Consider the following 26580-nt stretch of genomic DNA (forward strand, 5'->3'; position numbering starts at 1 on the left):
CCTTAACGAATGCGTGTGACCGGAGCTTCAGGTTGAAGTTCGAAAGCGGGTCGGCGTCGCGCCTCGATATTTCCTCATCGCAGCCGTCAAATGGCTCTGGCTGGAGAACCCGCTGAGATAGGCGACTTCCGCAATGGTCATGTCTCGGTCTGAAAGCAGACGCGTGGCATGATCGAGCCGCAGATCCAAAAGGTAGCGATGCGGTGCCATCCCGAAGCTTCGGTTGAAGGCTTGGGTGAAATGCTTTGGTGAAAGCCTGGCAAGGGCGGCTAGCTCGTCGACGGAGATCTTGCGGGTGAGATTTATGCTCAGGAACTCCTGCAGCTTTCGCGCGGACTGCCTGGAAAGGCCGCCCTTGAACTGCTCCGGTCGGCTGGTCCGTGAGGCATAGGCGTGAAGCACGTGAATGCCCATGATTGCGATCAGCTGCTCGATATGGACGTGGCTGACGCCCTCCTTCTTCGTAAGCTCCGCCTTGAGCAGTTTGGCGATGCGCAACGCATTAAAGTCTCGCGTGCCCAGGGGCGGAGGCATCAACTCCGTCTCCACCGGGCCGAATTGCTGCCTGGCCAGTTCCTTCAGGCTGTCGTCCGGGTAGACGACAATTGCGCTCTCCCGCGCCTGTGGTAGGCGCAGGCGAGCTTCAAGATGTGCCGGCTTGACGATGATGCTCCCTGCCGCCGCGTCGTAGCGCTGAGCCTTGGCTCCCCCGAGGGAGGCACACACGCCTGGTGCGGCCTCGAGACCGACATAGACAACGTGATCACTTGCCTCGAAGGTGTGTAGACCGGGTGCCATGACGGAACAAGACGCCCTGCCCCGCTGAGTCGCTATCGTCCGCTCATCGGTTGTCGAACAAACAGATTGCAAGTCCAGTTCGGGTGGATCGAAGCCGGCATCCAGATCGTGCTCAGAAGAAGTCATGTCAGTCGGACTGTGTTACAGCGCGAGGCAGGAAGACATTCAGTGAATCCTAATTTAGATAACGCCAAACTCCCATTCACCTGGTGAGCGCCGTCAGATTTCCCTGGAATGTGAACTATCCCCCGAAGGCCCGGTTCCCGGTCGCTCAATCTTGATTCAACTCAACAATGAGAAAACGGTCCTGTGCCACACCCGCAGCGGTTGTGGACCAGAGTTGAGCGTTGCTCTTGCTGTGATGGCAAGTGACCGTATCCCACACAGCCCAGGCTCATTCTGCCGACTTGATGCGTCTATGGGTCGACTGCGTCTTTCAACTGAATCCCAGTGAACGAGCTATGGGATTCGTTCGAGCGCCAGGCCGTCGAGTGGAATGCGGAAGAGACGCCTACAACGCTGCTCGGTGTTCTAGTGTGGCGGTCCAAGCAACGGTCGCTTCTTCTGTCGCACCCAGTTCGACCGCCGCTTAAACTTCCCGGCGAATTTGTTGGAGAAGCCGACCTGGCCGAACACCGGCCCGACCCCGCCCGCCCCGGCCCGGCCATGGGCATGGGCATGGGCATGGTGGCGATCCGGCGCTTGAAGCGGACAACTTCTATACCTGCAAAATCCGTGACCGGAAGCTCGATATGCGCGACCTGCGTCAGGTGATGTGTCATGAACTGCCCAGACCACGAGCCGCTCGAGATCGACTGACTCGGACCAAATCTTACGCGCAGATATTCTGTTATCGCGGGATATCTACCATCAGGGTTTTCTGGTAATATACTTCTTGGCGGACCCCAACCCGCTAGGCCGGCGCCCTATTAAAAGCCGGGTTTACCCCCCGCCCCCCCAAAAGGCGCCGGCCAACAGTTCTATATGGTACCTCTGTACTGGGTAGCCTCGATCCATAATGAGAGTGCAATAGCTGGCGACCGCCCCTTAACTTCCAAATCGCGACCTCGAAAGCCGCCAGCCGCGATCCATACTGTCTTTGAACGCTGATAGATTTTAATGCCCCGTGCGCTGGCCCAAGCGCACAGGTATTCAAAGTCTCGCTTCATGGTTTCTCCACACTAGCCAATCGGAACGCACATAACTGCGAGGGCGGAGGTATGTTCCATTGAGCAAGAGCAGCCCGCATTTGCCTGTTGGTTTGCGTTGCCACTCTCATTCGTTCTCTGGATCGATGTCATTGTCTTTTGCTCACCAAACATACTGCAAATAGAGGGCCCGCCAGCCACCGAAGCGGCTTGCGGGCCCTATCAGCACAGGAAGGGACGTAGCTGTGCCGATCCACGACATGTCAGCCAAGGAATATGCCGATCACCAAAAATGTGACGGCTGCGGCGAAAGTTGGCGCGAGCAACCAACGCGCTTGGCCAATGCTTTTATCCATCTGCTTTCTCCGAGTCTGGAGAAGCAACTAGCCTAGCCCTAAGCCGTTCCGCCCAGTCTCAAGAGATAAGACCATTGCGTTTTGTGATCGGCCTTTGGTCTGGTCAGGATTCCGACTGAAGCCTGATCGAGGAACGTTCGGCCTGCCGACGTGTTCAGTTGCCTGGCGCACAGAAGACTTGTGCTGTCGCCGGAACAACAGGAGAAAAACCATGAGGATCCCCCTTACCAGCACCGCTGCCGCGCTATTGCTTTTGGCCGGCGTCGGCGCAGTTGCGGCACAGGATGTTGTCATCACACCGGAACAGGACACCGTCGTGCGCAAATACGTGAAGAAGCAACCGCTGGCTTCCGTGAACCTTCTCGGACTTGAGCTGAATGTCGGCACGGCTCTGCCGGACACGGTCGAGCTCCATGAGGTCCCCAATGTCAAATACCGGTATGTGGTGATCGACAACCGCACGGTTTTGGTGGACCCGAGCACCCGCAAGATCGTCAAAGTCTACGACTGAAACCTCGAAGGAAACCCACAACCCGCCGCCACATTTGGCGGCGGGTTGTGCATGTCAAATCGCCATTCAGCCGGACAAATGAAAATCGTGAACTCCCGAAGCCGAGACGTCGAAAACCCCCGTGGCGCGCCTGGTTGATCTCCAGAAACGCGCTCAACTCGACTTGGCACAAGTACTTACTTCCTGGTGATCCAATCCAGCAAGCCAATTTGGACCTCATCACACCCGGCGTACCCGAGTACCAGGGTCTTAGCCAGATCGCGCCATTGACACTCGGGCACGCTCGTTCCCAACACCAAATCTCTGAACGCTGCGCGGAGGACATCGGCATCGAACGCTGAGATAGTGAAGGGAGCCGGGTCTGCATCCGCCCAAGCTCGGGCGGTGTCATCGCCATGGCTTTGGCGCAGGCGTTTCAGAAGCTCTCGTGATGCCGCGAGCACGCGTCGGGAGTGATCAATATCGCGCCGAAATGCGGCGTTTGCTACCATGGAATGACGTCGCAACAAAAAGGTGGCTTCAATAGCCGCCCGCGCAATGTCTATATGGGTATCATGGGTATCGAGCATCGCTGCCTCCCTTAAGCAGCTATCGGGGCTGCACCTTCTTAGGTGCTGAGCTGCGAATCTCAGCGGTCAGCCGCTGCTCCCGGAGCCGAGCTGTCTTCGCATCCCGTGCCGCCCGCTCGACCTCGATCAGCTCGCGCGCAACATCCGAGGTACGCTCCTTTCTCTCGTGCCTTTCTTTGTCGGTGAACCGTTGCCTTCTCCGCATCGTTGTCCTGATCTAACGGTCCCGCAGTGTTGCCGCACAGAACGATTGTCGCCAGATGGGGTTCCACCCACACAGTAAAAAGCCCGCCACCTTCGGCAGCAAGTGTTTGGCCGCAAAAAGACGTAGGCGAAATGCGGGAGAGACGCCCTTAAACGCAAAACTGGGCAGGCGGTTAGTTTCCGTGACTTTGGCTAACGGCCCAGCGGCTGCCTCGAAAGCGAAAACAACTCGGCCTCGTCAACCACACCTGCCATGTAATTTGCAATGATCCGGGAGGCAATCGAGTCGCGCTCATCAGGCAATGGGTTGTCCGGCTTAAGCTCGTCGAAGACCCGCCCAAGCAGTGCCAACTCGGATTCGTCGAAAATACCGGCCTCGGCCGCCTTTCGTTGAATTGGCATGATTTTCTCCCGGAAGTCCAACCGCGAAAACATGCAGCAGGACCTCCGGTCGCGCAAGGGCTTCACGGGCCGCGATCCTGGCCGACATCAAAATGGCCGGCGCTGGGTTTTTAGAAACCGGGCTTCGCGCAACAGCGAGTTCCAGTCTGTCCCGATGAGCTTGATCAGATCCAGTGCATCCACTTCGGGAATGCCGACCTCGTTTGCGAGCCGTCGGGCGAGCAATTGCTGATTCTCCCTCTCGTGCCCATCGCTATCCTTTTGCATCGGATCGATCCTCCTTCGCAACCAAACTAGCCAACTGGCCCTTCGTTTCTCGGAAAAGAAAAAGCTCGCCACTGAGAAGCAGTGGCGGGCTTCTGGGAGCTGGCCAACGGAGGACGATGCTGGCCCAGGGCAGCAACGTGGCCCCAAACCATTGGTTGCATCTAAGCGGAAAAAGCCTGCCACATCTCGGCAAGCGGGCGAGTCTGGGGGAACACATACATTGTATGGGAACAGTGCAAGGGCCGAAGTTTCGCGGCGTTGGCGATAAACAAATTGAAAGCCTCCGATTAGGAGATAACCGGCAGGCCGCGCTACATGGCGGCGTGTATGCCGCCACGGCTGGGCCCACCGGCATCGGCACGACATGCGCGCGCGCCACGCCGTCGCGGAGCCATGTCGATCCGGTGGCGATGGCGATGTTCTGAAAGCCCAAGGCCAGTAAGTCCTGCGCCGACAATCGGCTTTCGAAATAGACGTCGACATTGGGCATCTGGCTGAGCTGATACTGGCGATAGTCGCCCACCCGGCCCCATGCCGAGAGGCTGGGCAAGCGGCATTCGCGCGCGACGCAGCCGCCGACTTCGGTGCCGGTCTCGGTAATCTGATAGCCGCGCAGGCCGAGCGGGCACGCGCCGATCGGCACGGACATGCCCGGCAAGCGTATTCAGCAACGGATGGACACCAACGGCGACGGCGTCATCTCGAAGGAGGTGGCGACCGCCCGCGAGCGCCTGTTCAGGAATCTCGACCGTAATGGCAACGGCGTCATCGAGAGGAATGAAATAGAGAGCGCCCGCCACGCCATTAAGGACCGCGCCGAGACCGCGCAGGCGCGGCTCGGCAACCGCGGCATGCTGTGCGACAACCGTGGGCGCGCCTTCCAGGCGCTGGGTGACCTGCGCACCGCGCGCTAATTTGGCGACGGCGCAGTAGCCACGCCCTTCAACGAAGCCGCGGTGAACAACGCGATGACAGCGGTGCGCACCGTCACAACCAGTTTCAGGCGACGATGCAGGACTGTCTCCTGTCAGCGCTGAGAAACGTCAGCGCAAAGCCCGCGCACGGGAGGCTGAGGGCGACGGCCCTACTGGCGGCACAATCGTCGCCGACCTATGTCGACATCCAACCGGTTTGCGATTGCGATGATGGAACAATGCGGCACGACAGGCTTGTCCTGACCCTACTCCGGCGCGAACTCTCGGCTGGCTTGCGCTCGACGCGCCGCCGCGATCTTGTTTGGATCGCCGTTGGAGGTGGTGCTCTGTTCGCCTACGCCGTTGCCGACATCGTCGTCGCATTGCAGGCGACATCCACCACGCTTAGGCAGGCCCAGATGATGTGGACGGTCGGACTGCCGGCCGCACTTCTACTGCTTGGCGCCTTCACCGGTAGCGCGCTCGCCAGGCTTTGCCTGTCGCGCGCCTTCGCGCCCTTCCTGAAGGCATTGCCACTTTCACTCGTAGAGCGCCGGCGCGTGGCGGCGACGGCAGCGTGTGTGCTGGGCGTTCTCACTACCTTCATCGTCGCGGCGGCAGTGGGCCTTGGCTGTTTCGTCATCGCAAAACCGCTCGCACAAGCCTGGGGTCTCGGCGCCGCGATCCTGTTTGGCGCGGGCTTTTGCCCGGCAGCCGTCCTGCGCCTGCGCAGCGCTCGCGATCTGGTCAACACCGACACTGCCGATCTGGTGAGCGTTTGCGGCGGACGCAAGCCTTTGCTCGGCGCCTTCGATCGCTCGACGCCGACCTGGATCTCGAGCTGGGCCTGGGGTTTGCCCGCCGGCCACGTAACGCTTTCATGGCGGCTGGCGGGAGCAGCTGTCCTGTTCGGTCTGGGGGCGGCAACCTCCGCTTCCATTAGCTTGGTTCGCCATGACGCGGTGCCGGCGGCCATGGCCGGCCTGACCGGTGGCCTTCTCATATTCATGCTGAGCGCGCGGTTCCATCCGCTCGGCTCGCCAGTGTTGCGCACCGCCCCGCTCGACTTTACCAGGGCCTGGCTGCGCCTGACGCGGCTACCCCTGCAATTGTCGGTCGCCTACTTTCTCCTGCCGGCTGGCGCTGCACTGGCGGCGGAGCCGTCGGCCTGGGCGATGCCGCTTGCCAGCGGTTTCTGGCTGCTGGCGCTGAACGGCGCCATTGCCCGAGAGTGGGACGCTCGGCAGTTGGCCGACGCCAGCCACGCACCCGGGACCTTTGAGCTCAACATCATGCAGGTGCTGTGGAACCCATGAGCTGGTGAAGCGGTAACCTCGGCCGCAGACATGGGGAAGTCGAGAGTGACGATCAACCGGCGGGGTGCACCCTGAGCCTAGGCGATCGCCAGCGAGCTTTCGAGGTCTCTGGTCGACAGCAGCGTTGCCAACCGAAACGTGGGCCGCCGGCGTCAGCCTGGCACTCCCATCCCCACCGACGAGCCGTTGGGAAAGGGAAACCGGTTGTCCTCCTCAGCGCCAGTCCCTCCCGCCGACGGCACCACTGCTAGATGGCCTCATCGTCACCCGCAGATGGAAGAAGCTGGCCGGTCGCCAATGTCGTGGGGAGACCCCGCTCCCATCAAGGGCTATCTGCTCGACGGTTGAGAAGTCGTTGGCAGCTGATTAGTGGGAAATTTTGACGTCACTCTGCCGTTTTCACCAGCGACTCGGCCATGCCCCGCTCCGTGCTCGCCCGTGGGAAGGGATGGGTCGGTGGTCGAAGCATAAGGGTCTGATGCTCTATTTTCGGCATTGCGGCGATGAGGATGATGATAGTCCATGTCCAGACCACGACCGCGCAGCCACGGGCCGGAACAAATCTTGGTAAACGATGTTTGGCAGCCCGAACGATAGGTGGAGTTTGATGCTGCAGCAAATCGTATCAGGTCTCAGGCACATGCTTCGACCGCGGGCGCGTGAATCGCTGGCGGATCCGGTTGACGCCATCATTCGCCTTCTCAAGGAAGACCAACCATCGACCCGGAATCCTCCCGCGACCGCAATGCCCGAACGTCCGTATCAGATTCAGCGAAGACGTCGCCGCTACCGCGATCGCGGAGATCCACCCCAGGGCTGATTGCCTGCGGGTGTCGTCCGATCCGCGATCGAAGCGAGCACTTGTGTCCTCACTTACAGCGGTAGGGACGGTTGACCGTCGCGGTGATGGCGCCTTTCCGGGCGCGCTGGGTCAAGCGACGTTTGAAAAAATCTGCTGATCCAGGTCGCACGTGGCCAGCCCGTAGCGCCACTTATGATTCGTTGCCTCGCGCCGGCTCTGATAGAACAGCGTCAGTTGCCGGCCCTCTATCATTACAGTCGAGTGCCCGTTCTCTCCCGGCTCGCCCGGATCCAGCACTGGGCCGACGGACACGTAAGGTCCTTCGACGCGATCGGCAATTGCGAAGAATACACGCTGGCGGCTGCCGCGCGGACCCTCAGGGAGGAAGCAGGTTGCATTGAGCAGCACGCGTCCATCCGGCAACTCGACCAGTTGAGCGCCTTCGATGCCCCATTCATAGTCGGGATGCTCGCGTGCGTTGTGATGCGGAACGTCCAAGTGGTCCAGGATCTTGCCAACGCGCTTCCATGGTCCGAACCAGGAGTCGGACTGGCTGCGTGCGAGATAGACGTCGGGTTGCGGGACCCTGCTGAACTTCGGCATTCCCGAATAAACGATGTAGCGCTTGCCGCCGATGACCGCCGGATGGGGATCGTAGATGCCATCTTCATCGGTGTCCGGCAGGGATAATATCGCCGACGTCAAAACAACCCAGTGGAAACCATCATTGGACACCGCATGCTCGCACCGCCCACCCGACTTCATGAATTCGGTCTGGATGAACATGTGGAAAACCCCGCCTTCGTGGATGACACCGGGCGCCGCCACGCCCGAGCCGGTGATCGGCAAGGCGATCGGTTCATGCTCGGTCCAGGGGCCACGCGGATCCGGCGCTGTGGCGTGCAGTATCTTCCATTCCTCGCTCGTAACGGTGCCGCTCGATCCGAACATGTGCCAGAGCGTCCCGTCGAATACGGGACAAGGATCTTTCAGGTCGTCCACCTGCTGCGGGTGAAACAACGGAAAGACGTGCGTTTCGAAATTGATCTTCATGTCCACAAACCTCGACCGCCTCTCTCAGCTTCCGACACCCAGGTCCAAACAAACTGATTCGAGGCGTTCGTATCCTAGCAGCGTCGGCTAACACGTGTTGATTTTCCCGCCGGCCTTCAACAGCTTGATGCGTGGCAAAGCGCCACGTTAGGGCGCCGCCGTAGTCCCAATTCCAGCGGATCTCATGCCGCATTCCGACACCGCCTGCGAAGCAGTCGGGCGACCCTGCCTCTGATCGTCGGGGCCGGCGATCGACCTACGCGGGTCAATTAATCCCGTTGGAACAACTTACTGAATCGCAAGTTAGATAGAACTGATGGGTATCAGATGGCAAGGTCGAAAATTAACCTACGTTAATTTTCGCGGTTATAACTCGTATTAAAAGGGCAAATATATGGACATCGCGCTTTCAAAAATAAAAAAAGCACATCCCAGGCGTATAATTCAGTACTTATCTGCTTTTCACATCTCCGATGGAATTTTGTACTTCAAAGGCCACAGCACCTCCTGACCCTCGCCGCCCGGCAGCAACAGGTAATTTACTTCGAAGAACCAGCCTTCGAAGATGTCCGCGGTCCCTTCATGCGCGTGAACGACGTAGCTCCGGCAATCAGGGTTGTCACGCCGGTCGTCCCGCTTGGAACATCCGCGACAAAGGTGGACGCCATCCAGCGAAGCTTCGTCAATGAACTCGTCGCACCCGTTCCTCATGACCGGCTGATTGCGTGGTATTACACGCCAATGGCGCTGCGCTTCAGCAGTCATCTGCGCTGCAATGTGTGTGTCTACGATTGCATGGATGAGTTGTCCGCCTTCCGGGACGCGCCCGCGGAACTGGCACAGCTGGAAAGGGTGCTGTTCCGCCGTGCCGATCTGGTCTTCACGGGCGGGCAAAGCCTCTATGAGGCAAAGCGCAGTCAGCATCGTTCGATCTTTGCGTTTCCAAGCAGCATCGACGCTGCTCATTTCAACATGGCGAGAGAGGGGGGCGACGAACCATCCGACCAGGCAGCCATTCCCCATCCAAGGGTTGGCTATTTCGGCGTGATCGACGAACGGCTCGACATCGCCCTTGTTGGCCAGACGGCTGCCGCGATGCCCGACATCCAGTTCGTCATGCTTGGGCCGGTGGTCAAGATCGATCCGGCGACCCTGCCACGGGCAGACAATTTGCATTGGCTCGGGCCCAAGAACTATGCCGACCTGCCGAGCTATCTTCGTCATTGGGCAGTCGGCTGGATGCCGTTCGCGCTCAACGAGGCAACGCGATACATCAGCCCAACCAAGACACCCGAGTTTCTTGCGGCCGGACTGCCCGTGATCTCCACCGCGATCGTTGATGTCGTTCGCACCTACGGTGCGGCTGGTCTCGTCGAGATCGTCGACGCCGACGACATTGCGACCAAGCTTCGCTGCATGCTTGCCCGCCCCAGAGACCGGCAGGTGAGGGCAGTTGATGCCTATCTCGCCGACAAGTCGTGGGAACGCACTTGGGATGCCATGACCTCACACATCCACGGTGTCCAGGCGATGAAAACTGTCGTTCCGCTGCGCAGGAGAGCCTGACGATGTTCGACTGGCTGATCGTCGGAGCCGGCTTTGCCGGCAGCGTGCTTGCCGAGCGCATTGCATCGCAACGCCGCGAAAGTGTCCTGCTCATAGACCGCAGAAATCATGTCGGCGGCAACGCCTATGACTGCTACGACGAAGCGGGACTCCTGATCCATCGCTATGGTCCCCACATCTTCCACACCAACGCGCAATCCATCGTCGACTATCTGTCGCAGTTCACGGCGTGGCGGCCCTACGAACATCGCGTCCTGTCTTCGGTGGACGGCAAACTGCTGCCCATCCCGATCAATCTCGACACAATCAATCGTCTTTACGGACTTGATCTCACCTCCGACCAACTGGAAGACTTCTTCGCTTCGCGACGCGAAACGGTGGAGGAGGTCCGAACCGCCGAAGACGTGGTGGTCAGCACCGTGGGCAGGGAACTCTACGAAAAATTCTTCCGCGGTTATACCCGTAAACAATGGGGCGTGGATCCGTCTCAACTGAGCAAGTCCGTAACGGCACGGGTGCCGACCCGCACCACCCGCGACGACCGCTATTTTGGCGACACGTTCCAGAACATGCCCGCCGGTGGCTATACGCGGATGTTCGAGCGGATGCTGGACAGGCCTGAAATCAAGGTGATGCTGCAGACCGACTATGGCGAGATACGCGAGAAGATCGGCTTTCGGCAGCTGATCTATACCGGGCCGATTGACGAATATTTTGATTGGAGGCTCGGCCGTCTGCCTTACCGTTCCTTGCGGTTCGACCATGTGACAGTGGATTGCGAACAATTCCAGCCAGTGGCGGTGGTGAACTATCCGCAGACGGAAAACTACACCCGCGTCACGGAGTATAAGCATCTGACAGGCCAACGGCATCCGAAAACCAGCCTCACCTACGAATACCCGACTGATATAGGCGATCCCTATTATCCTGTTCCGAGAGCCGAGAACGAGGAGCTGTACAAACGCTACGAGGCAATGGCGGACGCCTGCCCAAACGTCTGGTTCGTTGGACGGCTAGCGACGTACCGTTATTACAACATGGATCAAGTGGTGGGTCAGGCCTTGGCCACATTCGCGAGGATACAAAAGACCCTGCCGGCCTCGGCTTCTTTGGAGGCGCCGACATTTGCTGTGCTCGCGCCGTAACCATTTGCCGGACGAAGCCGAACGCGATGCCGTTCTACCCGACAGGCCCATGCTGCACGCGTGATGGCCGGGCTTACGCGAACAGAAGGCGCTGGCGCGCCAGCTCGTCCGCAACTGGCTGCCGGATGCTGCGCGAACCATCCGCGTGCACGGTAGAAAACAAGCCGACTTCGGCGTGGCGGGAATTGTCCCAACCCGGATAGGCTGTCACGGGATAAATGCAAATGCCTTGGATGGGGACGCCCAGCTTCATCGCGGCGCGGACCTCATCGCAGACATAATGCAGCCATGCTGGCCCGGCGGATCCTTCGGACCCGGTTTCAGCAATGAACATCGGCTTGCGGAACCTGTGAGCGACCTCGAGCAACATCTCGGACAGCGCCCGATATTCATGGTGGCCCATGGGAATGGTCGGACCGTTTAGATACCATTGGTTGTGAGGATAAAAGTTCAGGCCAATCACGTCGACAAGATCTTGGCTGCCGCCCAGTTCAGGCTCGACCTGTCCCATCAGCATCTCATACGCCTCGAACTGACCTCGCCGGGCGTTCTGCGCGCGTTGCCGTTCCGCTCGGCTGCCGTCGCGAGGCGCGATATGGATCAGCGGCTCAGCCCAGACGAATCGACAGTCGGGGTCGGCCTGTCGCATTGCACGGATGCCCGCGACCGCTGCCTTGACGAGATGCCGTTTGAACCATCCGCGCTTCTTTGGGCCGACACGCGGGAAGTAGCCGACTTCGACGGCCCAGGCAAAGAATGAGATTTCGTTGATTGGACAAAGCAGCGGAGAGGTGCCCGTGAAGGACCGATGGAACCGCACGGCCTCCGCGGCAAAAGCGGCGTAGGCGTCGATGAATTCCTGCGATCCCTGATCGATGTGATCGGGCGACCCGTAATGAAAAACATCCCAGATCACCTGCACGCCAACGGCACGAGCCGCTTCGATCATGGCCGCCCAACTCGACCAGTCATAGATGCCCGGCGCTGTTTCGATCAGGTGCCAGCGCAACCCGTCTCGGATCGTTCGAAGCCCGAGCTCGGCACAACTCCTGTAGTCCGCCAAGGCATGGATGTTGTGCGAGGTAGCGCGAACAAGATCGAGCCGGACACCGTCGTTCCGCCGGTGGGAGGAACATTCGAAGCCGGCCATGAAGAAGCTTTCGAAGGTTCGCCCGACCGCTCGGTGTTGACCACCGTCTACCACATCCTGGACCGGGCCGGATCGTTCGGTGGGGGCCGGCCTAGCCATCATGCTCTCTCGCGGGTCTGGCGATTTGCCCGTAGCTCGTTACAGTTCACGGTGCTACGCGATTCGTCGACAGGATCGGCTTCAGGATGCCGACTGGCGCGAGCCTCTGCTTGGCTTCTGTCCTGCTCGTCCATGCCGCGCTTGGCTGTCTGCGGCCAGGCTAACCTACCCGAGTGTGCCGGCTCCTTGATTGTCATTGATGCATTCTCCGCTGGCGATCGGCGCCGGAGCTAAACCGCGAGCACAATGCTTTGTTCCGGCTGCGCCCGTTACGACCCCCATGCGGATGATTGTTCCCGGGCGCGTCGCAAACCCCACGGCGGGTCACCGCCTGCACGAGAATGGAACCGGCGACCGTCCCGGTAGTTGGGATGATTATCGGTCGGAGGTTTGTCCATGCTTTCCCCCATCGAGCAGCTAGCGCGTTCCGTCAGGGAGCGGCGCGCGATCCTGTTCGTTGGGGCTGGCGTGTCAATGAGTGTCGGCCTGCCCTCCTGGCGTAAGCTCATCGATCATCTGGTCGAGGACCTGGGCATCGATCACGGCATCATCGCGCCGTCGGACGTCAGCTACCAGACCTTGGCGGAGTTCTACCGGTTGAAGCGGGGCACCATCGGACCGCTGCGAAGCTGGATGGATCGGAACTGGAGTGTCTCGCGTGAGAAAGTGAGACGTTCGGAGATCCACCGCCTGATCGTGGCACTGGACTTCCCGATCATCTACACGACCAACTACGATCGCAACCTCGAGGTCGCCTTCGAAGTCCATAGCCGCGACTACGTGAAGGTGGCAAACGCAAAAGACATCGCCAAAGCCGGCAACGGTGTCACCCACATCGTCAAATACCACGGCGACTTCGACGACGACTCCTCCCTCATTCTGGCCGAGACCGACTATTTCGACCGGCTGTCCTTCGATTCACCCCTGGATGTGAAATTCCGCGCGGATGCATTGGGGCGGACTATCCTTTTCATCGGCTACAGCATGTCGGATATGAACATCCGCCTGCTTTTGCACCGCCTGTGGCAGACGTGGAGGCTGTCGGGCTACGAGGACGACCGCCCCAGATCGTTCATATTCATGCCTAGCCCGAACGTGGTCCAGGAAGCGGTGCTGGGTCGATGGGGCATAGAAATGTTGAGCGAAGAGGCGGCCCAGCCTGAACAAGCGCTAGCAGCGTTCCTGTCCAAGCTCCTTCACACCATGACCGGCGATGAACCGGGGACCAAGGCGTCCTGAGGGCCACGGTGAAGGCGATCATCGTCGCGGCTCGCTTCATCGTGGTCTTGCGCCAAACAACCGGGCCGTATCGAAGCGGGTTGCACACCTCGCGCGCACGCCGGAGCAACTCGACATCGTCAGGATGAATGCTGTTGAACAGAAGGAACATCTGGTTCTGCGGTCGGTTGGGCGAGATCAATGGAGATAACATGAGATGTTTTACACCGACAAGAAATTGCAATTCCCTGTGCGCGTGGAAACGCCCAGCCCGATCTTTGCTCGTGCTTTGCAGCAGGCGATCGGCGGCGTCGAAGGCGAGATACGAGTTGCGCTGCAGTATTTCTTCCAGGCCTGGGGCGCGCGCGGCCCAGGCAAATACCGGGATCTGCTGCTGAACACCGCCACCGAAGAACTCGCCCATATCGAGATGCTCGCGACAGCCGTGGCGTTGAATCTGGAAGGAGCGCCGCTTTCTTTGCAAGAAGACATTTCAGCCGACACGATCGGCGGCTCCGTGTTGAACGGCATGAACTTCCGCCACATCCTTTCCACCGGACTCGCGGCATTGCCGGAAAATTCAAACGGCGTGCCCTTCAGCGCTTCACACGTCTACGCCAGCGGCAATCTCGCCGCCGACATGATGGCCAATGTCACGGCAGAAAGCAGTGGCAGAGTGCTTGCCACACGCCTCTACAATATGACCGACGATCCTGGCATGAGAGAGATGCTGTCATTCCTGATCGCCCGCGACACGATGCACCAGCAGCAATGGTTAGCAGCCATCGAGGATATGGGTGGGCTCGCGGCTTCGCTGCCGGTTCCCAATTCCTTCCCCCAGGAACAGGAACTTCGCGACGTCAGCTATGCATTCGTCAACTGTTTCGTCGACGGCGTGCCGCCGCCCGAGGGCCGTTGGTCGAGCGGCAAATCCATTGACGGCAACGGAGAGTTCACGACCGTCCCGGGCCAGCCGATGGGTGAGGAACCCATGCTTGGCTCCCCCCGCGCGGACAGCGGAGCACAGAGCGAACAGATCGGTTCTACCCAGGGCTCCAGTCGCGCCAGGGGGTCAGACGGCAACGGCGCTCGCGCCTAGTGACACCTTTCAGCTCAGGGCTGACGCCAACGCTTTCTCCCGTGCCGCCAATCCCGGGGGAAAGCACTCTATGGCGTCGCGCCTCTGCTCAGGGTGAAGAAGCCGTGTTGGCGGAACTCACCTGCTGCCCATCACTCGGCCAGCGAAACCATCGTCACCGTCAATCGAACAAACCGATGAGGGGACGCGTGATCATGAGCCAGAAGATGGCGAGCACGGCGGCGAAGGCAGGGAAGCCGAAGACAAACCACAACCGAAACAGCTTGTTGTATCGTTCCGGCGGCGGGTCGCCAGATGTGGCGGCGTGCGTCGCCAGATTGCGCATCTCCATCTGCATCCAAACGACCGGCAGCCAGAAGAGGCCGGTCACGACATAGAGCACAATCGACAGCACGATCCATCCTTCCCTCAGTGAATAGCCAGCCTGCCAGGCAAGGGCTACCCCGGTGATGGGCTGCGCGACGACGGCAGTCGCGGTAAAGAGGAAATCAGCGACAACCACGATGCGGGCAACTGCCGCGATCGTTGCGGCATTGCCGGTCCGGTGGGCGAGGAGCATGAAGAAGGCGATCCCCGCCCCTGTCCCAAGCAGCACGGCTGCGCCGATGACGTGCAGATATTTGACCACGAAATAAAGCATCAGCGCTCATCCAGGATCGCCAGGGCAACGAAGTGCAAGGTGAGGATCGGCAGGATCTTCATCAGCGGGCCGAGTGGCTCGTTCCAGAGATCCGGGCGCAGGATGGTGCCGGCGATGGCATAGAACAGCGAGATCGCGATCGCACCCCAAAGACCCGGGCGGCTTGTCGGCCGGAAGGCAATTAGCGCGCCGACAGCCGCGTCGGCGATTGCACCGGCCACGACCGCGGCCTCGGCGTGGGGCGCCACCGCAGTGCCGATCAGCAGTTCGACGCCATTACGCCAGCCTGTCGTGAGCGAGATGATGCCGGTCATGATCCAGAAGAATGGCAGCACAACGAAGATCGCCGGCTTGATGAAATAGAGCCCGGCAAACCATCGCTCCTGGACCGTTGCCGGGTCGGCCGCAAGTGCTGATGCGAGGCTTGCCGGGTGAATACCTGTCGTCGCGATCCAAGGCTGCGGATCACCGACAGCGCCTCGAGTGATTTCTTTTTGCGCATTGCTGCGGATCGGCGGTCGCCAGCCGAGCCATCCAGCCAGATCGCCCAGACGATAGAGGCCTCTCGCCGCCCAGCCGGGCAAGGTGAATACGGCTGTCTTTTTCCATCCGAACCACTGGCGGTAACGACTGATGAGCTCTGTCATGGTGAGTGCCTCCGGCCCCGCAAGTTCCAGCGTCAAGCGAGTAGGACTCGCGGGCTGGAGGAAGAAAAGAACGGTCGAGACAATGTCATCGAGCTGAACGACTTGCAGGCGACCGGTACCAGGCATGGCCGGCAACAATGGCAGTGCGGCCAGCCCACGCAACAATGCGCTTGCGCCAAAGACGCCGCGCCCCAGCACCACCGAGGGACGCAGGATCACCCAGCCGACATCGAGCGCCATCAATGCCTTGTCGCCGGCCAGCTTGCTGGCGGAGAAGGCGGACGGCTGATCGCGGTCGACACCGATCGCCGAGAAGTGGATGACCGTCTTGATGCCGGCCCGTTCGCAGGCCCTGAAGAGAGCGGAAGCGGCGATGGCATGGACCTCCTGAACTCTTTCCCGCGCGTTGTCCTGCAGCACGCCGGCGCAGTTCACGACGGCATCGACGCCTGAAAGAGGGGAAGACCAGTCCTCCGGTCGGACCGCCTTCGTCATATCCACGATGACGTCCGAATTCTTCGGAAAGCCCGCACGTCGGGCGCTGCGGAGCACGCGCCGTACTTCGTGTCCCTCCGCCTCCAGGCGCGCGCACACTGACGAGCCTATCAAACCTGTAGCACCGGTGACGAGGATCTCCATCCCTAGAGTCCGGCCTGCGCCGGCACCCGGGCCTCGAGCGGTCTGGTTACCGGCCCGGAAAGAACCACATCTTGCTGGTCGAAGCCGCATCCGTGGCAGGAGCAGGACCATGTCTGGTCAACCGGGTTCCGCCCGTCGATGCACTCAAGACGGGTACAGATCGCCGAATACGCGGTAATCGAACGGTCCGCCGCCTTGCTGATAGCGAGTCGCTCGCCATCATGATTGATCAGCCGACCCTCGCCTGAGCCGATCCCATCTACCGGCACCTGTTTCGCGGCCGTAGGCCCGGAGACCGCTACTTCGGCTTGCCGGATATCCATGACGCACGTCCTCGGCGTGATCCAGTACGGATATCTATGCTGCCTTTTGCATAGCTCTCTCGTTCACACCGGCCTCCCCGAGTTGCGTCAGTGCTTCATCCGTCGCCTTTTCCTCCTTGAGCGACTGTTCGAGCAGCGGAACGGCCTTTTTCAGACCAAGCAAACCGGCCCAGGTGATCAACGTTCCATATCGGGCGATTTCATAGTGCTCGACGGCTTGCGCGGCGGCTACGAGCCCGGCATCCAGGGCCGGAGCCTCTTGAAACTCCTCCAGGATCTCCTGCCCTTCTTCGATGATGCCGTCGATTGCCGGGCAGGTCTTTCCCTGTGCCCGCTTGCCGAAGATCTCGAACACCTGCTGCAGGCGCTCGATCTGGCCTTCCGTCTCCCCTCGATGCTTCTCAAAGGCAGCAATCACCTTTTCGGATTCAGCTCCCTTCGCCATCTTCTTCAAGGCGGAAAGGATTTTGCGCTCAGCGTAGTAGATATCCTTCAAGCCATCCTGGAAGAGATCCTCAAGTCCCTTTGTCTGCGAAGCTTTCTTGGTTGCCATCGTCATCTCCTGCTTGAGAGCGCGCCGGGCGGCACCCTGCTCAAACGAGGCGGCTAGCTGTTTGTTCCGCCGTGTTTCAGCAGGCGGCCGGCACGCCGTCGGTTGCGAACAACCGGTATCGACGCACTGCCTAAACGCGCACACGATGGTGCTGTCTCGCCAATGCCGCATCCAGGCGCGCTATCACGGCGCCGATGCGACACTTCGATGACGCGACCGACGAGTATCCGTTTGCGGGGACTCGCCCACCAAGAGGCTCTAGAGTTGCGAGTGTAGTCTGCTGGCCAGCCAGTCCGATACTTTTTCGGTCAGGGGGCGCGCTTCCCATTCGCCCAAACTGATCTGCCTGGATCGCGCAAGATCCTGGTTGAACAGGTCGATCTGCGTTTTGGCAAAATCCCGGCCGTAGACATTCAGCGTGGCTTCGTCGTTCAGCCGCAAAGAGCGCTCGTCCAGGTTGGCAGAGCCAAAGCTCGTCCAGACGTCGTCGACGATCAGGAGTTTGGGATGATACATCGTTGGCTGGAACTCGAAGATCCGGACCCCAGCTTTGAGCAAGTCGCCCCAGAAGTACCGCGAGCCCTTTCGGACCAGGGGCACGTCTGTGAGCCAGTTGGGCACGATCACGTCGACTGCTACCCCTCGTTTCCTGGCGTCCAAGATCTGCTGCAGGGCAATATCGTCAGGCACGAAATAGGCCATTCCGATGCGAAGATGATCCCTGGCGGCAGCGATCGCCGCCAGCATCATCAGTTCCATGTTCTCCGAGCCATTTGGCTGCGATGACAGGATCAGCTGAGCGCTAAGCGACCCCGCAGGTTCGGAGGGTGGGTAGAACTTCTCACCTTGCAATGTCTCGCCGGCCGTCTCCAACCAGTTTTCCGCGAATGCCGCCTGGAAGGCAGACACTGCGGGTCCTTTGACTTGATAGTGCGTGTCGCGCCACTCATCTGGGTTGCGGGCGTTTCCGAGCCAGTTGTCGGCAATACCGACGCCGCCGGTGAACGCGACCAGCCCGTCGACGATGAGCAGCTTGCGATGGGTCCGGTTGTTTACACGATCCAACGTATACCAATGAATAGGTCTATAGCGCTGGAACCGCACGCCGGCGCTTGTCATGATCTCGATCAGGTCTTCATCGAACGGCAGGCTGCCGACCCAGTCAACGAGCACACGGACCTCGACACCCTCCCGGGCTTTGGTTGCCAACGCGGTCGCGAACTCATAACCGACGACCCCCGACCAATAGATATAGGTCTCGAAATCAATTGTAGACCGAGCCGCATGGATTGCCTGCAGCATTGAAGGAAAGATCTCATCTCCGTTGACAAGGGTTTGTACCGCGTTTGAATCGAACAGCTGTCCTTGCGAATAACTGCTCATGCTCCTTGCAAAATCGGGATCCGACGCGTCGAAACGGTGCGGGACAAGCGCTCGCAAAATGCGTGGCTCTGGTGCCAAGTTTATGCTGAGCAACGTGATCAGGCTGGCGATGACGGCAACGGCCACGTATTTGAGGCTGTTAAGCAGCCGTCGCAGGTTCAGGCCAAACCTCACTGGGTGCGCGCCCGCCCGTGGCGCCACGAGGCCGCATGGTACATCTCAATCGCCCTGCTGTTTACGAGTGCGATGCTTTTCGATTTCCTCTGGTTCCTCATCATCGATTCTGGTGATGTTCGATGCCGAGCTATTCGTTCGCAACATCTCATCCAGCTTGGCATGGATCGCCTGCGTGTCGCGATGCTCTGCGCGTTGAATGAACAGTGTCATGGCCCAGGTGAACAGGGTCGCCGCGCCGTGCCAGTTCAAACTCGCCCTGTCGAGAAATAGCCAAAGGGCTGCGTAAGCCAGCAGCACCAGGAATGCTGCCGGCCGAGAGGTCAACGTGCCAATTGAGGTGAGCACGCTCGTGATCGGGTGATTTGCCATCATCAAGAACTTTCGACTGCAACGCAGGTTCCCGTTGTGCCAAGCTCTACAATGCATGCCGGCGGAGCGCCAAGCAGTGGTGGGAGCGCATGTTCCATTCCAAGCGGCGTTCGATCATCTTTTTAGGAGCAGCCTGCGAGCATTCTCTATCTCACCATTTCGGCAGCAATGATCACCGTTCAAATCGGCGCAAGAAGTCACTCGGGTCGATCGCCGAGCCCACGGCACTTTCGACAAGGTGTTTGCATCCTTCGTGCGAAATCCGCGTTGGTAGGTGCACATTGAAGGTGGTGCTCAAATGAATTCCAAACCCGCTTTTGCCAATCCCAAGACCGCTGCTGCCGGCGACGCGGACCTCCTGGTGAATAAAACGGCACATTTCGTCGGAGAATGGATCGATGAACATATCAGCGATGCCCCTTCGGCAATGGCGGCCGAAATAGCCGCCGAGAAGCTAGCCGATCAATGTATCTCCGATGCTGAAAGCGAAGGGATACTGGCGGACGAGATCAGCGAGGAAGTCGGCGACCTCAAGGAATACATCGCCAAGACCGTGCTCGCGGACGATGGCTCGAACAGCGACAGCCGCCAACAACCGGCTGCCGGCGCTTCGCCCTAACTAGAATGAGAGATGTGAATGCCGAAATTCCGTTTTGAGTCCATAGAAAGCACGGCGCACCCGGCAATTCATGCCGAGCTCGCGAACCTTGCTGCGACATCTTGGGAAGTTTACGAGGAACCCGGCTATCTCGTTGCCACGAGCGGATTTCAGGATCTGGTATCCACTCCAGAAGGCGATGGGCGCGATCGACGATACCGACGAACCAGGCGTAATGCGGTCGGGGTGAGGGCAGCCCCGGTCTCCGGCCAAGTCCCTTACATGCATATCGTGGTCCGGCCGTTGGGGCGAAGGTGTCGCTCCAGGGGAAGATATGAAGCGTTCTTCTTCCTGTGGAGCGGAACCTTCGGCCTCGTGCAGCCTTACGTTCATTAGGTGAATGAGGGGAGATGCAGCTTGCCGGAATGGGTGCTGGGCATCGCGAGCAAGCGCTCGGCAACGCCAGAGCTATCGGCCACACGAAGAAATGGATGGTCTGGCTTGCCGCCCTCGACCCCTTAGACAGCGGTACTATCCATGATGCTACGATTTTGATGGCTGTCGACGTGATCAGTTCCCAAGCATAGCGGCGAGGCACGGCACGCCATCCGGCCTGATCTGAGCTTTTGAGCGGCGCTCGACATTGAGGAGGTAACTCTTGCCAAGTGAGACGATACTGCCGAACCGATCAGTTGTCGACGTATCGGTGTTGTTCAAAGTGCTGGAGCGACGGGACGTTCTCACGGATCAAGACCGGGCAGTACTTCAGGACGGTCCCTGGCGGGTACGTGACTACGAAGTCGGTGACGAAATCGTCGCGGAGCACGCCGAACCCAAGGAGAGCTGCGTTATCGTCTCGGGGATCACGGGAAGAACTGTCACCTTCGCCGACGGCAGGCGCCAGATAACGGCCCTCCACATTCCCGGCGACTTCGTTGATCTGCATGCATTCCTGTTGCACGTAATGGACCACAACGTCGTTGCTTTGGCACCGGCTCGCATGGCGTTCATCGGCCATGATCCGCTGCGTCGGATCACTGAGACCCACCAGCATCTGTTCCGCGTGCTGACAACGATATTGGCGGTGGATGCCGCCATTCAGAGGGTATGGATTGCCTGCCTGGGGCGCCGGTCCGCTGAAGCCCACCTGGCGCACATCATTTGCGAGATGTTCCTGCGGATGGAGGTCGTCGGCTTGACCCGGGAATGGTCATTCGAATTCCCTGTCACGCAAAACATGCTGGCGGATACGATCGGACTGTCTGTTGTCCATCTCAATCGGACGCTCATGGCATTGCGCCGTGCTGGCCTTATCACCTGGCAGCGTAAGGTGGTGACCATCACGAACTGGGATCGCTTGGCGCGAGCCGCTGAGTTCGATGCGACTTATCTCAACCTTCGCAAAGAGCCACGATAGAAAGGTTATTCGCCTGCTTCTTCCCCCAGAGGCAGCAATGAGGCCTAGCAACGGCGCGCGGCAAGCGATTTTCTTTTGAGCTCCTCTGCTGAAGTTGCACCTATCCAGGCGACCCACGGAGCCCGCGATCCACGGTGTCGATGCACCTAGCATTGACGGATCTGATGCGCCTGGCGCCGACTGAAGGGTCAATGTGGAACCTTTGGTCCTCTCACGCATTTCCAACTGCTTCTTAGGAGACGGGGGTACCAAATGAAACAAGGGGGTCTTCCTGCTCGAGTCGATGAGGTGGCATCTTTCTCGGAGAGGAGTCGCGAGCGTCAGCTTCCCGATCCGATCCTCCCTGATGAGTTTGAGGATTTTTTCGAGAATGCCGCCATCGCACTTCACTTCGTCGGAAAAGACGGCACGATTCTGCGTGCCAATCGCGCAGAATTGGAAATGTTGGGATTCGCGGCCGAGGAATATATAGGCCGCAATATTCGCGAATTTCACGCAGATCAGGTTGCTATTGGAGACATATTGGACCGCCTGTCCCGGCGGGAGGAACTTAAAAACTACCGGGCCCGGCTGCGGGCCAAAGATGGGTCGATCCGCTGGGTAGAAATAACGTCCAACGTTCGCCTAGTGGCTGACCGCTTCCTCAACACCCGCTGCATCACCATCGATGTGACTGAAATGATCAAGGCGCAGGAGCTTATACGCGAACAGGAGCGGCGCCTTGCCATCACCTATGAGAACGCTGCCGCAGGTATCGTAGAAGCGAATGTCGAAGGCCAACTGCTGCGGGTGAATTCCCATCTGTGTGCCCTTTTGGGATACACGCAGGATGAGCTGATTGGACGGTCGATTTTTGACCGCACCTTTCCGGCCGATGTTGAAGCAGATCGAGAGCAGTATCGACGGCAAATGGCCGGTGAAATCGACAGCTACACACTTGAGAAGCGATTTGTTCGCAAGAATGGATCAGTTTTTGGGCTGTTGTGACTTCGTCGAGTGTTCATGACTGCGAGGGGTCGTTTCGATACGCTGTACGGGTTCAGCACGATATCAGCGAGCGCAAGCGGGTTGAGGCGGCGCTTGCCAAACGTGCCGAGGAACAGGGTGCGATACATCGATTCACTGAAATGCTGCAGCATGCGCGCACGCAAGAGGATGTGTATGAGCCGGCGCTCGATGCGATCCAACGTGCGCTCCAATGCCAGCGTGCTTCGATATTGCTGTTGGATAAAGATGGGCGCATGAAGTTTGTGGCTTGGCGTGGCCTGTCCGATACTTACCGCTTAGCGGTGGAAGGACACTCGCCTTGGTCGACGGAGAGCCAAGATCCGCAGCCTATCTGTGTCGGCGATGCAAAGCATGCGGACTTGCCGGAACAATTAAAACAGGCGATCCGCAGCGAGGGAATCGGTGCGGTCTACTTCATTCCGATCACACAAGGTGGACGGCTCCTTGGTAAGTTCATGGCCTACTTCGACCAGCCTCAGGAGTATTCGGAAGAGCAGATTGAATTGGGTCGGACCATCGCTCGTCAGCTCGGTTTCGGCATTCAGCGCATAAAGGGCGAAAATGCTGCTCAGAGGCTGGCAGCAATCGTGGAGTCTTCCCATGACGCGATCGTCAGCAAGGATTTGAATGGGGTCATTTTAACGTGGAACCGGGGGGCTGAGCGGCTGTTCGGCTATTCGGCCTCGGAAGTGCTCGGCAAGTCCATCACGATCATCATCCCTCCGGATCGGCTGGGGGAGGAGCCGCTCATCCTGGGTCGGATACGCAATGGCGAAATTGTCGATCATTTCGAAACAATCCGGCGCCGCAAGGATGGGTCGCTAGTCGACATTTCTCTGACAATATCGCCTGTCCGAGACGCAGCGGGCCGTATCGTGGGCGCCTCCAAAATTGCCCGGGACATAACCGAGCAGAAAGTCGCGGAGGCAAAGGTGCGCGACAGTGAACGTCACCTTCAGGATTTGCTCGCCGCCATCCCTGCAGCAATCTACACAACCGATCAGCAGGGCAAGATCACCTATTTCAATGAGGCAGCGGTCGAACTCGCCGGCCGAACGCCGGTGATCGGCAGTGATGAATGGTGCGTTACCTGGAAGCTCTATTGGCCAGATGGAACGCCACTTCCTCACGACCAGTGTCCAATGGCTGTTTCGCTTCGTGAAGGGCGACCGGTCCGGGGAGTTGAGGCGATTGCCGAGCGGCCGGACGGCACCCGGATCCCATTCATTCCCTATCCGACGCCGATGCGGGATGCAGCTGGAGAAATTGTCGGCGGCATCAACATGCTGGTCGACGTAAGTGAGCGCAAGCAAGCTGAGACACAACAGCGGATCCTGCTTAACGAACTCAACCATCGCGTTAAGAACAACATGATGATGTTGACGTCGTTGCTTTCGGTAGCGGCCAGGACCAGTCAAAATCCCGAGGCTCGCAAGACAATTGGTGAGGCAAGCAAACGAGTGGCGACCATGGCTGCGGCTCAACGTGTCCTCTACGACACGCCAGATGCATCCAATTTCAGCGCGCCACTTTTTGTCGGGGCCATTTGCGAAACCACAAAGCAGATGTTTCCAGCGAATGTCCAACTAGTTTGCGACGCCGATCCCATCCAATTGCCCAACGATATCGCAATGCCGCTTGCGCTCATAGTCAATGAGCTTTTGGTCAATGCGGTCAAACATGGATCAGCGGCCAAGGGAAGCAGCACCATTCGGGTTGAGATCAAGCAAAACGGTCAAAAGCAGGTGTTGACGGTCGAGGATGAAGGTCCAGGTTTCGATTTGCGGGCAGAGCGTCATTCCTCGTCAGGTTTGCGGTTGGTTGAGGGATTGGCGCGCCAGATTGGTGGGATTTTCGAAGTTGAGCGAGATCCGTCTCGCTGCATCGTGATTTTTTCTCAGGCTCCCGGGGAGAACGGCTTTGACGTTAAAAACGGCAATAGTTGAGACAAGCCGGACGGGGGTTTCGAGCCGACCATCCAGACCTCAGCTAGTTTTCTCCAGAGACGATGGGACTGGTGCAGAAGCGAGAGTTTCCGGCAAACCATCCATCATGATCGTCGAAGACGACTACCTGATTGCACTTGATATCGAGGCCAGTCTTAGCGATGCAGGTTTCGTGTTGGCTGGGATAGCCAGCACAGCCGAGGAGGCCATCATAATTGCGCGCTCGGCTCAGCCCACGATTGCCTTGATGGATATCCGTTTGCTTGGCAAGCGCGACGGAATCGACGCAGCGTTGGAACTTTACCGGGCCTTCGGTATCCGGTGCATCTTTGCAACTGCGCACGCTGACCGCGATGTAAAGCTTCGGGCCGAAGCGGCAAGACCACTCGGCTGGGTTCAGAAACCCTACTCTACGCCGATGCTCATCGAAGCCATCCAGAATGGTTTGCAGGAGCTCGACAACGAAGGCTGAGCGTCACAACCGCCACGTCAAGGCTGGCGGATCCCTGGTTGGCATCGCTGTGAATTAATCGACAACCGGATGTAAATCTTGCTGGGCGCTTCGCCCGAGTCGATACCCGGGAGAAGGATGGCATGTTTGCCGCATTTCTCGAGCAGTGCCGCCTTGGCATTGCCGAGACCGTTCCGACCATGTCCAAAGGGGGCCGATTCCTGAACCGGGAAGAAAACGGACCGTGGGTTTATGGATTGGCCGGCCACGCATTGAGCTGACGCGCATGCAAAGAAGCTTCAGCCAAAAATAGCTCCCTTACAGTGGTGCCTCGGTACCGCGCTTTCCGTGTTGATCCGTGTGGAGTTGCAAGAACCAGGTTTGCAGATTTTTGGCGATCCGGGTGTCTACAACGTCGTCGTCAGTGCCCATGGACTGGTCATGATTTTTTTCGTCCTCATACCGGCGCTGATTGGTGGCTTCGGCAACTGGATGGTGCCAATTATGATTGGCGCACCCGACATGGCTTTCCCCCGCTTGAACAACATCTCGTTCTGGCTGCTGGTGGTGTCATTCATCCTCTTCATCACCTCGATGTTCGTTCCGGGAGCGCCCGGTACGCTCGGCCATGGCGGCGGCTGGACGCTCTATCCGCCTTATTCGACGGAGGGCCAGCCAGGTCCCGCCGTCGACCTCGTTATTCTGTCCATCCACCTTTCGGGGACTTCCTCGATCCTCGGCGCGATCAACTTCATCACCACCATCTTCAACATGCGCGCACCCGGCATGACGATGCACAAGATGCCTCTCTTCGCCTGGTCGATGCTGGTCACAGCCTTCATGCTTCTCATGTCGCTGCCGGTGCTCGCCGGCGCGGTCACCATGCTGTTGACTGATCGCAACTTCGGGACGACCTTCTTTTCGCCGTCCGGCGGCGGTGATCCGATCCTCTACCAGCATCTGTTCTGGTTCTTCGGCCATCCCGAAGTCTACATCATGATCCTGCCTGGCTTCGGCATCATCAGCCACGTCATCTCCACCTTCGCCAAGAAGCCGATCTTCGGCTATCTCGGCATGGCCTATGCAATGGTGGCAATCGGCGCGATCGGCTTTGTCGTCTGGGCACATCATATGTATACGACCGGCCTGTCGGTCGACACGCAGCGCTACTTCGCCTTCGCATCGATGGTCATCGCCGTTCCAACCGGCGTGAAGGTGTTTTCGTGGCTGGCGACCATGTGGGGAGGATCGATAGAGTTCAAGACACCCATGATGTGGGCTCTCGGTTTCGTCCTGCTGTTCACCATCGGTGGCGTCACTGGCATCATGGTTGCGAACCCCGGCATCGACCGCGTGTACCACGACACTTATTTCGTGATCGCTCACTTCCACTATGTGCTGTCTTTGGGGGCGGTCTTCGCGATCTTCGCCGGCTTCTACTACTGGTTCCCGAAGATGACCGGCTATATGTACAGCGAAACGCTCAGCAAGCTGCATTTCTGGCTGATGTTCATCGGCGTCAACCTCGTCTTTTTCCCCCAGCATTTTCTGGGCATGGCGGGCATGCCGCGACGTTACGCCGACTATCCCGATGCTTTCGCCGGCTGGAATTTCGTCTCGTCGATCGGTTCCTACATCTCAACGGCCGGGCTCATCGTTTTCTTCATCGCGGTTGCCGAGGCCTTCAGCCGAAGACGCCAGGCAAGCGCCAATCCTTGGGGCGAAGGGGCGACCACGCTGGAATGGCAACTGCCATCGCCGCCGCCCTTCCATCAATGGGAGAAGCTGCCGCGCATCCGGCGGACAGGACTC

At 59.1% G+C, this 26580-nt stretch carries 26 protein-coding genes and 2 pseudogenes; 15 read left to right on the forward strand and 13 right to left on the reverse strand.

Annotated elements, in window-relative coordinates; all coding sequences use genetic code 11:
• Positions 1-27 precede the first annotated feature (27 nt).
• Positions 28-798, reverse strand: a complete 771-nt coding sequence (locus ACIU1A_RS18245; RefSeq protein WP_404924866.1) for a helix-turn-helix domain-containing protein — start codon at positions 796-798, stop codon at positions 28-30.
• Positions 799-2513: 1715 nt separating this feature from the next.
• On the opposite strand from ACIU1A_RS18245, the gene ACIU1A_RS18250 reads away from it, so the two are divergent.
• Complete coding sequence (locus tag ACIU1A_RS18250; RefSeq protein ID WP_404924867.1) at positions 2514-2813, forward strand: DUF1236 domain-containing protein; 300 nt, start codon at positions 2514-2516, stop codon at positions 2811-2813.
• 176 nt (positions 2814-2989) lie between these two features.
• Here the strand turns inward: ACIU1A_RS18250 and ACIU1A_RS18255 are convergent, their stop codons facing one another.
• From ACIU1A_RS18255 to ACIU1A_RS18270, 4 genes are all read right to left on the reverse strand, one after another.
• Positions 2990-3382 carry a hypothetical protein gene (locus ACIU1A_RS18255; RefSeq protein ID WP_404924868.1) on the reverse strand — a complete coding sequence of 131 codons (393 nt, stop codon included), beginning with the start codon at positions 3380-3382 and terminating at the stop codon, positions 2990-2992.
• A 396-nt stretch (positions 3383-3778) separates the two neighbouring features.
• Positions 3779-3988 (reverse strand): hypothetical protein, encoded by a 210-nt coding sequence (locus ACIU1A_RS18260; RefSeq protein WP_140518312.1) that lies wholly within the window; start codon positions 3986-3988, stop codon positions 3779-3781.
• A gap of 87 nt (positions 3989-4075) precedes the next feature.
• A complete protein-coding gene (locus tag ACIU1A_RS18265) occupies positions 4076-4255 on the reverse strand; it encodes a hypothetical protein (RefSeq protein WP_140518313.1) in 180 nt (59 codons plus the stop codon).
• Positions 4242-4904, reverse strand: a complete 663-nt coding sequence (locus ACIU1A_RS18270; protein ID WP_404924869.1) for a hypothetical protein — start codon at positions 4902-4904, stop codon at positions 4242-4244. The genes ACIU1A_RS18265 and ACIU1A_RS18270 overlap by 14 nt, the downstream gene beginning before the upstream one ends.
• On the opposite strand from ACIU1A_RS18270, the gene ACIU1A_RS18275 reads away from it, so the two are divergent.
• On the forward strand, positions 4903-5169 hold the full coding sequence (locus tag ACIU1A_RS18275; protein ID WP_140518315.1) for a hypothetical protein: 267 nt from the start codon (positions 4903-4905) through the stop codon (positions 5167-5169). The genes ACIU1A_RS18270 and ACIU1A_RS18275 overlap by 2 nt on opposite strands.
• 239 nt (positions 5170-5408) lie before the next feature.
• On the forward strand, positions 5409-6485 hold the full coding sequence (locus tag ACIU1A_RS18280) for a hypothetical protein (protein WP_404924870.1): 1077 nt from the start codon (positions 5409-5411) through the stop codon (positions 6483-6485).
• A gap of 931 nt (positions 6486-7416) precedes the next feature.
• Here the strand turns inward: ACIU1A_RS18280 and ACIU1A_RS18285 are convergent.
• Positions 7417-8340, reverse strand: coding sequence for a hypothetical protein (locus ACIU1A_RS18285; protein ID WP_140518316.1), 924 nt, complete (start codon positions 8338-8340; stop codon positions 7417-7419).
• A gap of 582 nt (positions 8341-8922) precedes the next feature.
• Here ACIU1A_RS18285 and ACIU1A_RS18290 point away from each other — a divergent pair.
• Both ACIU1A_RS18290 and glf read left to right on the forward strand, forming a co-directional pair.
• Positions 8923-9906, forward strand: coding sequence for a glycosyltransferase (locus ACIU1A_RS18290; protein WP_404924871.1), 984 nt, complete (start codon positions 8923-8925; stop codon positions 9904-9906).
• Between the two features lie 2 nt (positions 9907-9908).
• Positions 9909-11051, forward strand: coding sequence for a UDP-galactopyranose mutase (gene glf, locus ACIU1A_RS18295; protein WP_140518318.1), 1143 nt, complete (start codon positions 9909-9911; stop codon positions 11049-11051).
• A 73-nt stretch (positions 11052-11124) separates the two neighbouring features.
• Here glf and ACIU1A_RS18300 read toward each other — a convergent pair whose 3' ends face one another.
• Entirely contained in the window at positions 11125-12201 is a 1077-nt protein-coding gene (locus ACIU1A_RS18300; RefSeq protein ID WP_404924872.1) for a beta-glucosidase, read from the reverse strand.
• A gap of 495 nt (positions 12202-12696) precedes the next feature.
• On the opposite strand from ACIU1A_RS18300, the gene ACIU1A_RS18305 reads away from it, so the two are divergent.
• Positions 12697-13539, forward strand: coding sequence for an SIR2 family NAD-dependent protein deacylase (locus tag ACIU1A_RS18305; RefSeq protein WP_404924873.1), 843 nt, complete (start codon positions 12697-12699; stop codon positions 13537-13539).
• A gap of 196 nt (positions 13540-13735) precedes the next feature.
• Complete coding sequence (locus ACIU1A_RS18310) at positions 13736-14617, forward strand: manganese catalase family protein (RefSeq protein ID WP_404924874.1); 882 nt, start codon at positions 13736-13738, stop codon at positions 14615-14617.
• Between the two features lie 160 nt (positions 14618-14777).
• Here the strand turns inward: ACIU1A_RS18310 and ACIU1A_RS18315 are convergent, their stop codons facing one another.
• The 6 genes from ACIU1A_RS18315 to ACIU1A_RS18340 all read right to left on the reverse strand — a co-directional run bounded on the left by ACIU1A_RS18315 (position 14778) and on the right by ACIU1A_RS18340 (position 19348).
• Entirely contained in the window at positions 14778-15257 is a 480-nt protein-coding gene (locus tag ACIU1A_RS18315) for a DUF2269 family protein (protein WP_404924875.1), read from the reverse strand.
• Entirely contained in the window at positions 15257-16543 is a 1287-nt protein-coding gene (locus ACIU1A_RS18320; RefSeq protein WP_404924876.1) for an SDR family oxidoreductase, read from the reverse strand. Before ACIU1A_RS18320 ends, ACIU1A_RS18315 begins: the two co-directional genes overlap by 1 nt.
• A 2-nt stretch (positions 16544-16545) precedes the next feature.
• Positions 16546-16866, reverse strand: a complete 321-nt coding sequence (locus ACIU1A_RS18325; RefSeq protein WP_404924877.1) for a Rieske 2Fe-2S domain-containing protein — start codon at positions 16864-16866, stop codon at positions 16546-16548.
• 34 nt (positions 16867-16900) lie between these two features.
• Positions 16901-17419, reverse strand: a complete 519-nt coding sequence (locus ACIU1A_RS18330; protein ID WP_140518325.1) for a ferritin-like domain-containing protein — start codon at positions 17417-17419, stop codon at positions 16901-16903.
• Between the two features lie 258 nt (positions 17420-17677).
• A complete protein-coding gene (locus ACIU1A_RS18335) occupies positions 17678-18976 on the reverse strand; it encodes a phospholipase D-like domain-containing protein (protein WP_404924878.1) in 1299 nt (432 codons plus the stop codon).
• A 45-nt stretch (positions 18977-19021) separates the two neighbouring features.
• Complete coding sequence (locus ACIU1A_RS18340; protein WP_140880310.1) at positions 19022-19348, reverse strand: low affinity iron permease family protein; 327 nt, start codon at positions 19346-19348, stop codon at positions 19022-19024.
• Between the two features lie 274 nt (positions 19349-19622).
• On the opposite strand from ACIU1A_RS18340, the gene ACIU1A_RS18345 reads away from it, so the two are divergent.
• The 8 genes and pseudogenes from ACIU1A_RS18345 to ctaD form a co-directional block, all read left to right on the forward strand.
• Positions 19623-19967, forward strand: coding sequence for a hypothetical protein (locus ACIU1A_RS18345; RefSeq protein WP_404924879.1), 345 nt, complete (start codon positions 19623-19625; stop codon positions 19965-19967).
• Positions 19968-20356: 389 nt separating this feature from the next.
• On the forward strand, positions 20357-20533 hold the full coding sequence (locus tag ACIU1A_RS18350) for a hypothetical protein (RefSeq protein WP_404924880.1): 177 nt from the start codon (positions 20357-20359) through the stop codon (positions 20531-20533).
• Between the two features lie 71 nt (positions 20534-20604).
• Positions 20605-21363, forward strand: coding sequence for a Crp/Fnr family transcriptional regulator (locus ACIU1A_RS18355; protein WP_140518343.1), 759 nt, complete (start codon positions 20605-20607; stop codon positions 21361-21363).
• A 252-nt stretch (positions 21364-21615) separates the two neighbouring features.
• On the forward strand, positions 21616-22350 hold the full coding sequence (locus tag ACIU1A_RS18360) for a PAS domain-containing protein (protein ID WP_404924881.1): 735 nt from the start codon (positions 21616-21618) through the stop codon (positions 22348-22350).
• A gap of 140 nt (positions 22351-22490) precedes the next feature.
• Positions 22491-24317: a PAS domain S-box protein gene (locus ACIU1A_RS18365; protein ID WP_404924882.1), complete on the forward strand. Its 1827-nt coding sequence runs from the start codon at positions 22491-22493 to the stop codon at positions 24315-24317.
• Between the two features lie 106 nt (positions 24318-24423).
• Complete coding sequence (locus ACIU1A_RS18370; protein ID WP_140518341.1) at positions 24424-24789, forward strand: response regulator; 366 nt, start codon at positions 24424-24426, stop codon at positions 24787-24789.
• 74 nt (positions 24790-24863) lie between these two features.
• A pseudogene (locus ACIU1A_RS18375) lies at positions 24864-25049 on the forward strand (GNAT family N-acetyltransferase); the annotation flags it as partial.
• Positions 25050-25101: 52 nt separating this feature from the next.
• Positions 25102-26568: pseudogene (gene ctaD / locus ACIU1A_RS18380) on the forward strand (cytochrome c oxidase subunit I); the annotation flags it as partial.
• Positions 26569-26580: the final 12 nt, after the last annotated feature.

This window comes from Mesorhizobium maamorense, from assembly GCF_044998965.1.
Classification (GTDB): domain Bacteria; phylum Pseudomonadota; class Alphaproteobacteria; order Rhizobiales; family Rhizobiaceae; genus Mesorhizobium.

What these genes read in the sequence shown, in the direction of transcription:
- ACIU1A_RS18245 (WP_404924866.1), bottom strand. Translation starts at nt 798, where the DNA reads ATGGCACCCGGTCTACACACCTTCGAGGCAAGTGATCACGTTGTCTAT.
- ACIU1A_RS18250 (WP_404924867.1), top strand. Translation starts at nt 2,514, where the DNA reads ATGAGGATCCCCCTTACCAGCACCGCTGCCGCGCTATTGCTTTTGGCC.
- ACIU1A_RS18255 (WP_404924868.1), bottom strand. Translation starts at nt 3,382, where the DNA reads ATGCTCGATACCCATGATACCCATATAGACATTGCGCGGGCGGCTATT.
- ACIU1A_RS18260 (WP_140518312.1), bottom strand. Translation starts at nt 3,988, where the DNA reads ATGCCAATTCAACGAAAGGCGGCCGAGGCCGGTATTTTCGACGAATCC.
- ACIU1A_RS18265 (WP_140518313.1), bottom strand. Translation starts at nt 4,255, where the DNA reads ATGCAAAAGGATAGCGATGGGCACGAGAGGGAGAATCAGCAATTGCTC.
- ACIU1A_RS18275 (WP_140518315.1), top strand. Translation starts at nt 4,903, where the DNA reads ATGCCCGGCAAGCGTATTCAGCAACGGATGGACACCAACGGCGACGGC.
- ACIU1A_RS18270 (WP_404924869.1), bottom strand. Translation starts at nt 4,904, where the DNA reads ATGTCCGTGCCGATCGGCGCGTGCCCGCTCGGCCTGCGCGGCTATCAG.
- ACIU1A_RS18280 (WP_404924870.1), top strand. Translation starts at nt 5,409, where the DNA reads ATGCGGCACGACAGGCTTGTCCTGACCCTACTCCGGCGCGAACTCTCG.
- ACIU1A_RS18285 (WP_140518316.1), bottom strand. Translation starts at nt 8,340, where the DNA reads ATGAAGATCAATTTCGAAACGCACGTCTTTCCGTTGTTTCACCCGCAG.
- ACIU1A_RS18290 (WP_404924871.1), top strand. Translation starts at nt 8,923, where the DNA reads ATGCGCGTGAACGACGTAGCTCCGGCAATCAGGGTTGTCACGCCGGTC.
- glf (WP_140518318.1), top strand. Translation starts at nt 9,909, where the DNA reads ATGTTCGACTGGCTGATCGTCGGAGCCGGCTTTGCCGGCAGCGTGCTT.
- ACIU1A_RS18300 (WP_404924872.1), bottom strand. Translation starts at nt 12,201, where the DNA reads ATGGCCGGCTTCGAATGTTCCTCCCACCGGCGGAACGACGGTGTCCGG.
- ACIU1A_RS18305 (WP_404924873.1), top strand. Translation starts at nt 12,697, where the DNA reads ATGCTTTCCCCCATCGAGCAGCTAGCGCGTTCCGTCAGGGAGCGGCGC.
- ACIU1A_RS18310 (WP_404924874.1), top strand. Translation starts at nt 13,736, where the DNA reads ATGTTTTACACCGACAAGAAATTGCAATTCCCTGTGCGCGTGGAAACG.
- ACIU1A_RS18315 (WP_404924875.1), bottom strand. Translation starts at nt 15,257, where the DNA reads ATGCTTTATTTCGTGGTCAAATATCTGCACGTCATCGGCGCAGCCGTG.
- ACIU1A_RS18320 (WP_404924876.1), bottom strand. Translation starts at nt 16,543, where the DNA reads ATGGAGATCCTCGTCACCGGTGCTACAGGTTTGATAGGCTCGTCAGTG.
- ACIU1A_RS18325 (WP_404924877.1), bottom strand. Translation starts at nt 16,866, where the DNA reads ATGGATATCCGGCAAGCCGAAGTAGCGGTCTCCGGGCCTACGGCCGCG.
- ACIU1A_RS18330 (WP_140518325.1), bottom strand. Translation starts at nt 17,419, where the DNA reads ATGGCAACCAAGAAAGCTTCGCAGACAAAGGGACTTGAGGATCTCTTC.
- ACIU1A_RS18340 (WP_140880310.1), bottom strand. Translation starts at nt 19,348, where the DNA reads ATGGCAAATCACCCGATCACGAGCGTGCTCACCTCAATTGGCACGTTG.
- ACIU1A_RS18350 (WP_404924880.1), top strand. Translation starts at nt 20,357, where the DNA reads ATGCAGCTTGCCGGAATGGGTGCTGGGCATCGCGAGCAAGCGCTCGGC.
- ACIU1A_RS18360 (WP_404924881.1), top strand. Translation starts at nt 21,616, where the DNA reads ATGAAACAAGGGGGTCTTCCTGCTCGAGTCGATGAGGTGGCATCTTTC.
- ACIU1A_RS18365 (WP_404924882.1), top strand. Translation starts at nt 22,491, where the DNA reads ATGCTGCAGCATGCGCGCACGCAAGAGGATGTGTATGAGCCGGCGCTC.
- ACIU1A_RS18370 (WP_140518341.1), top strand. Translation starts at nt 24,424, where the DNA reads ATGATCGTCGAAGACGACTACCTGATTGCACTTGATATCGAGGCCAGT.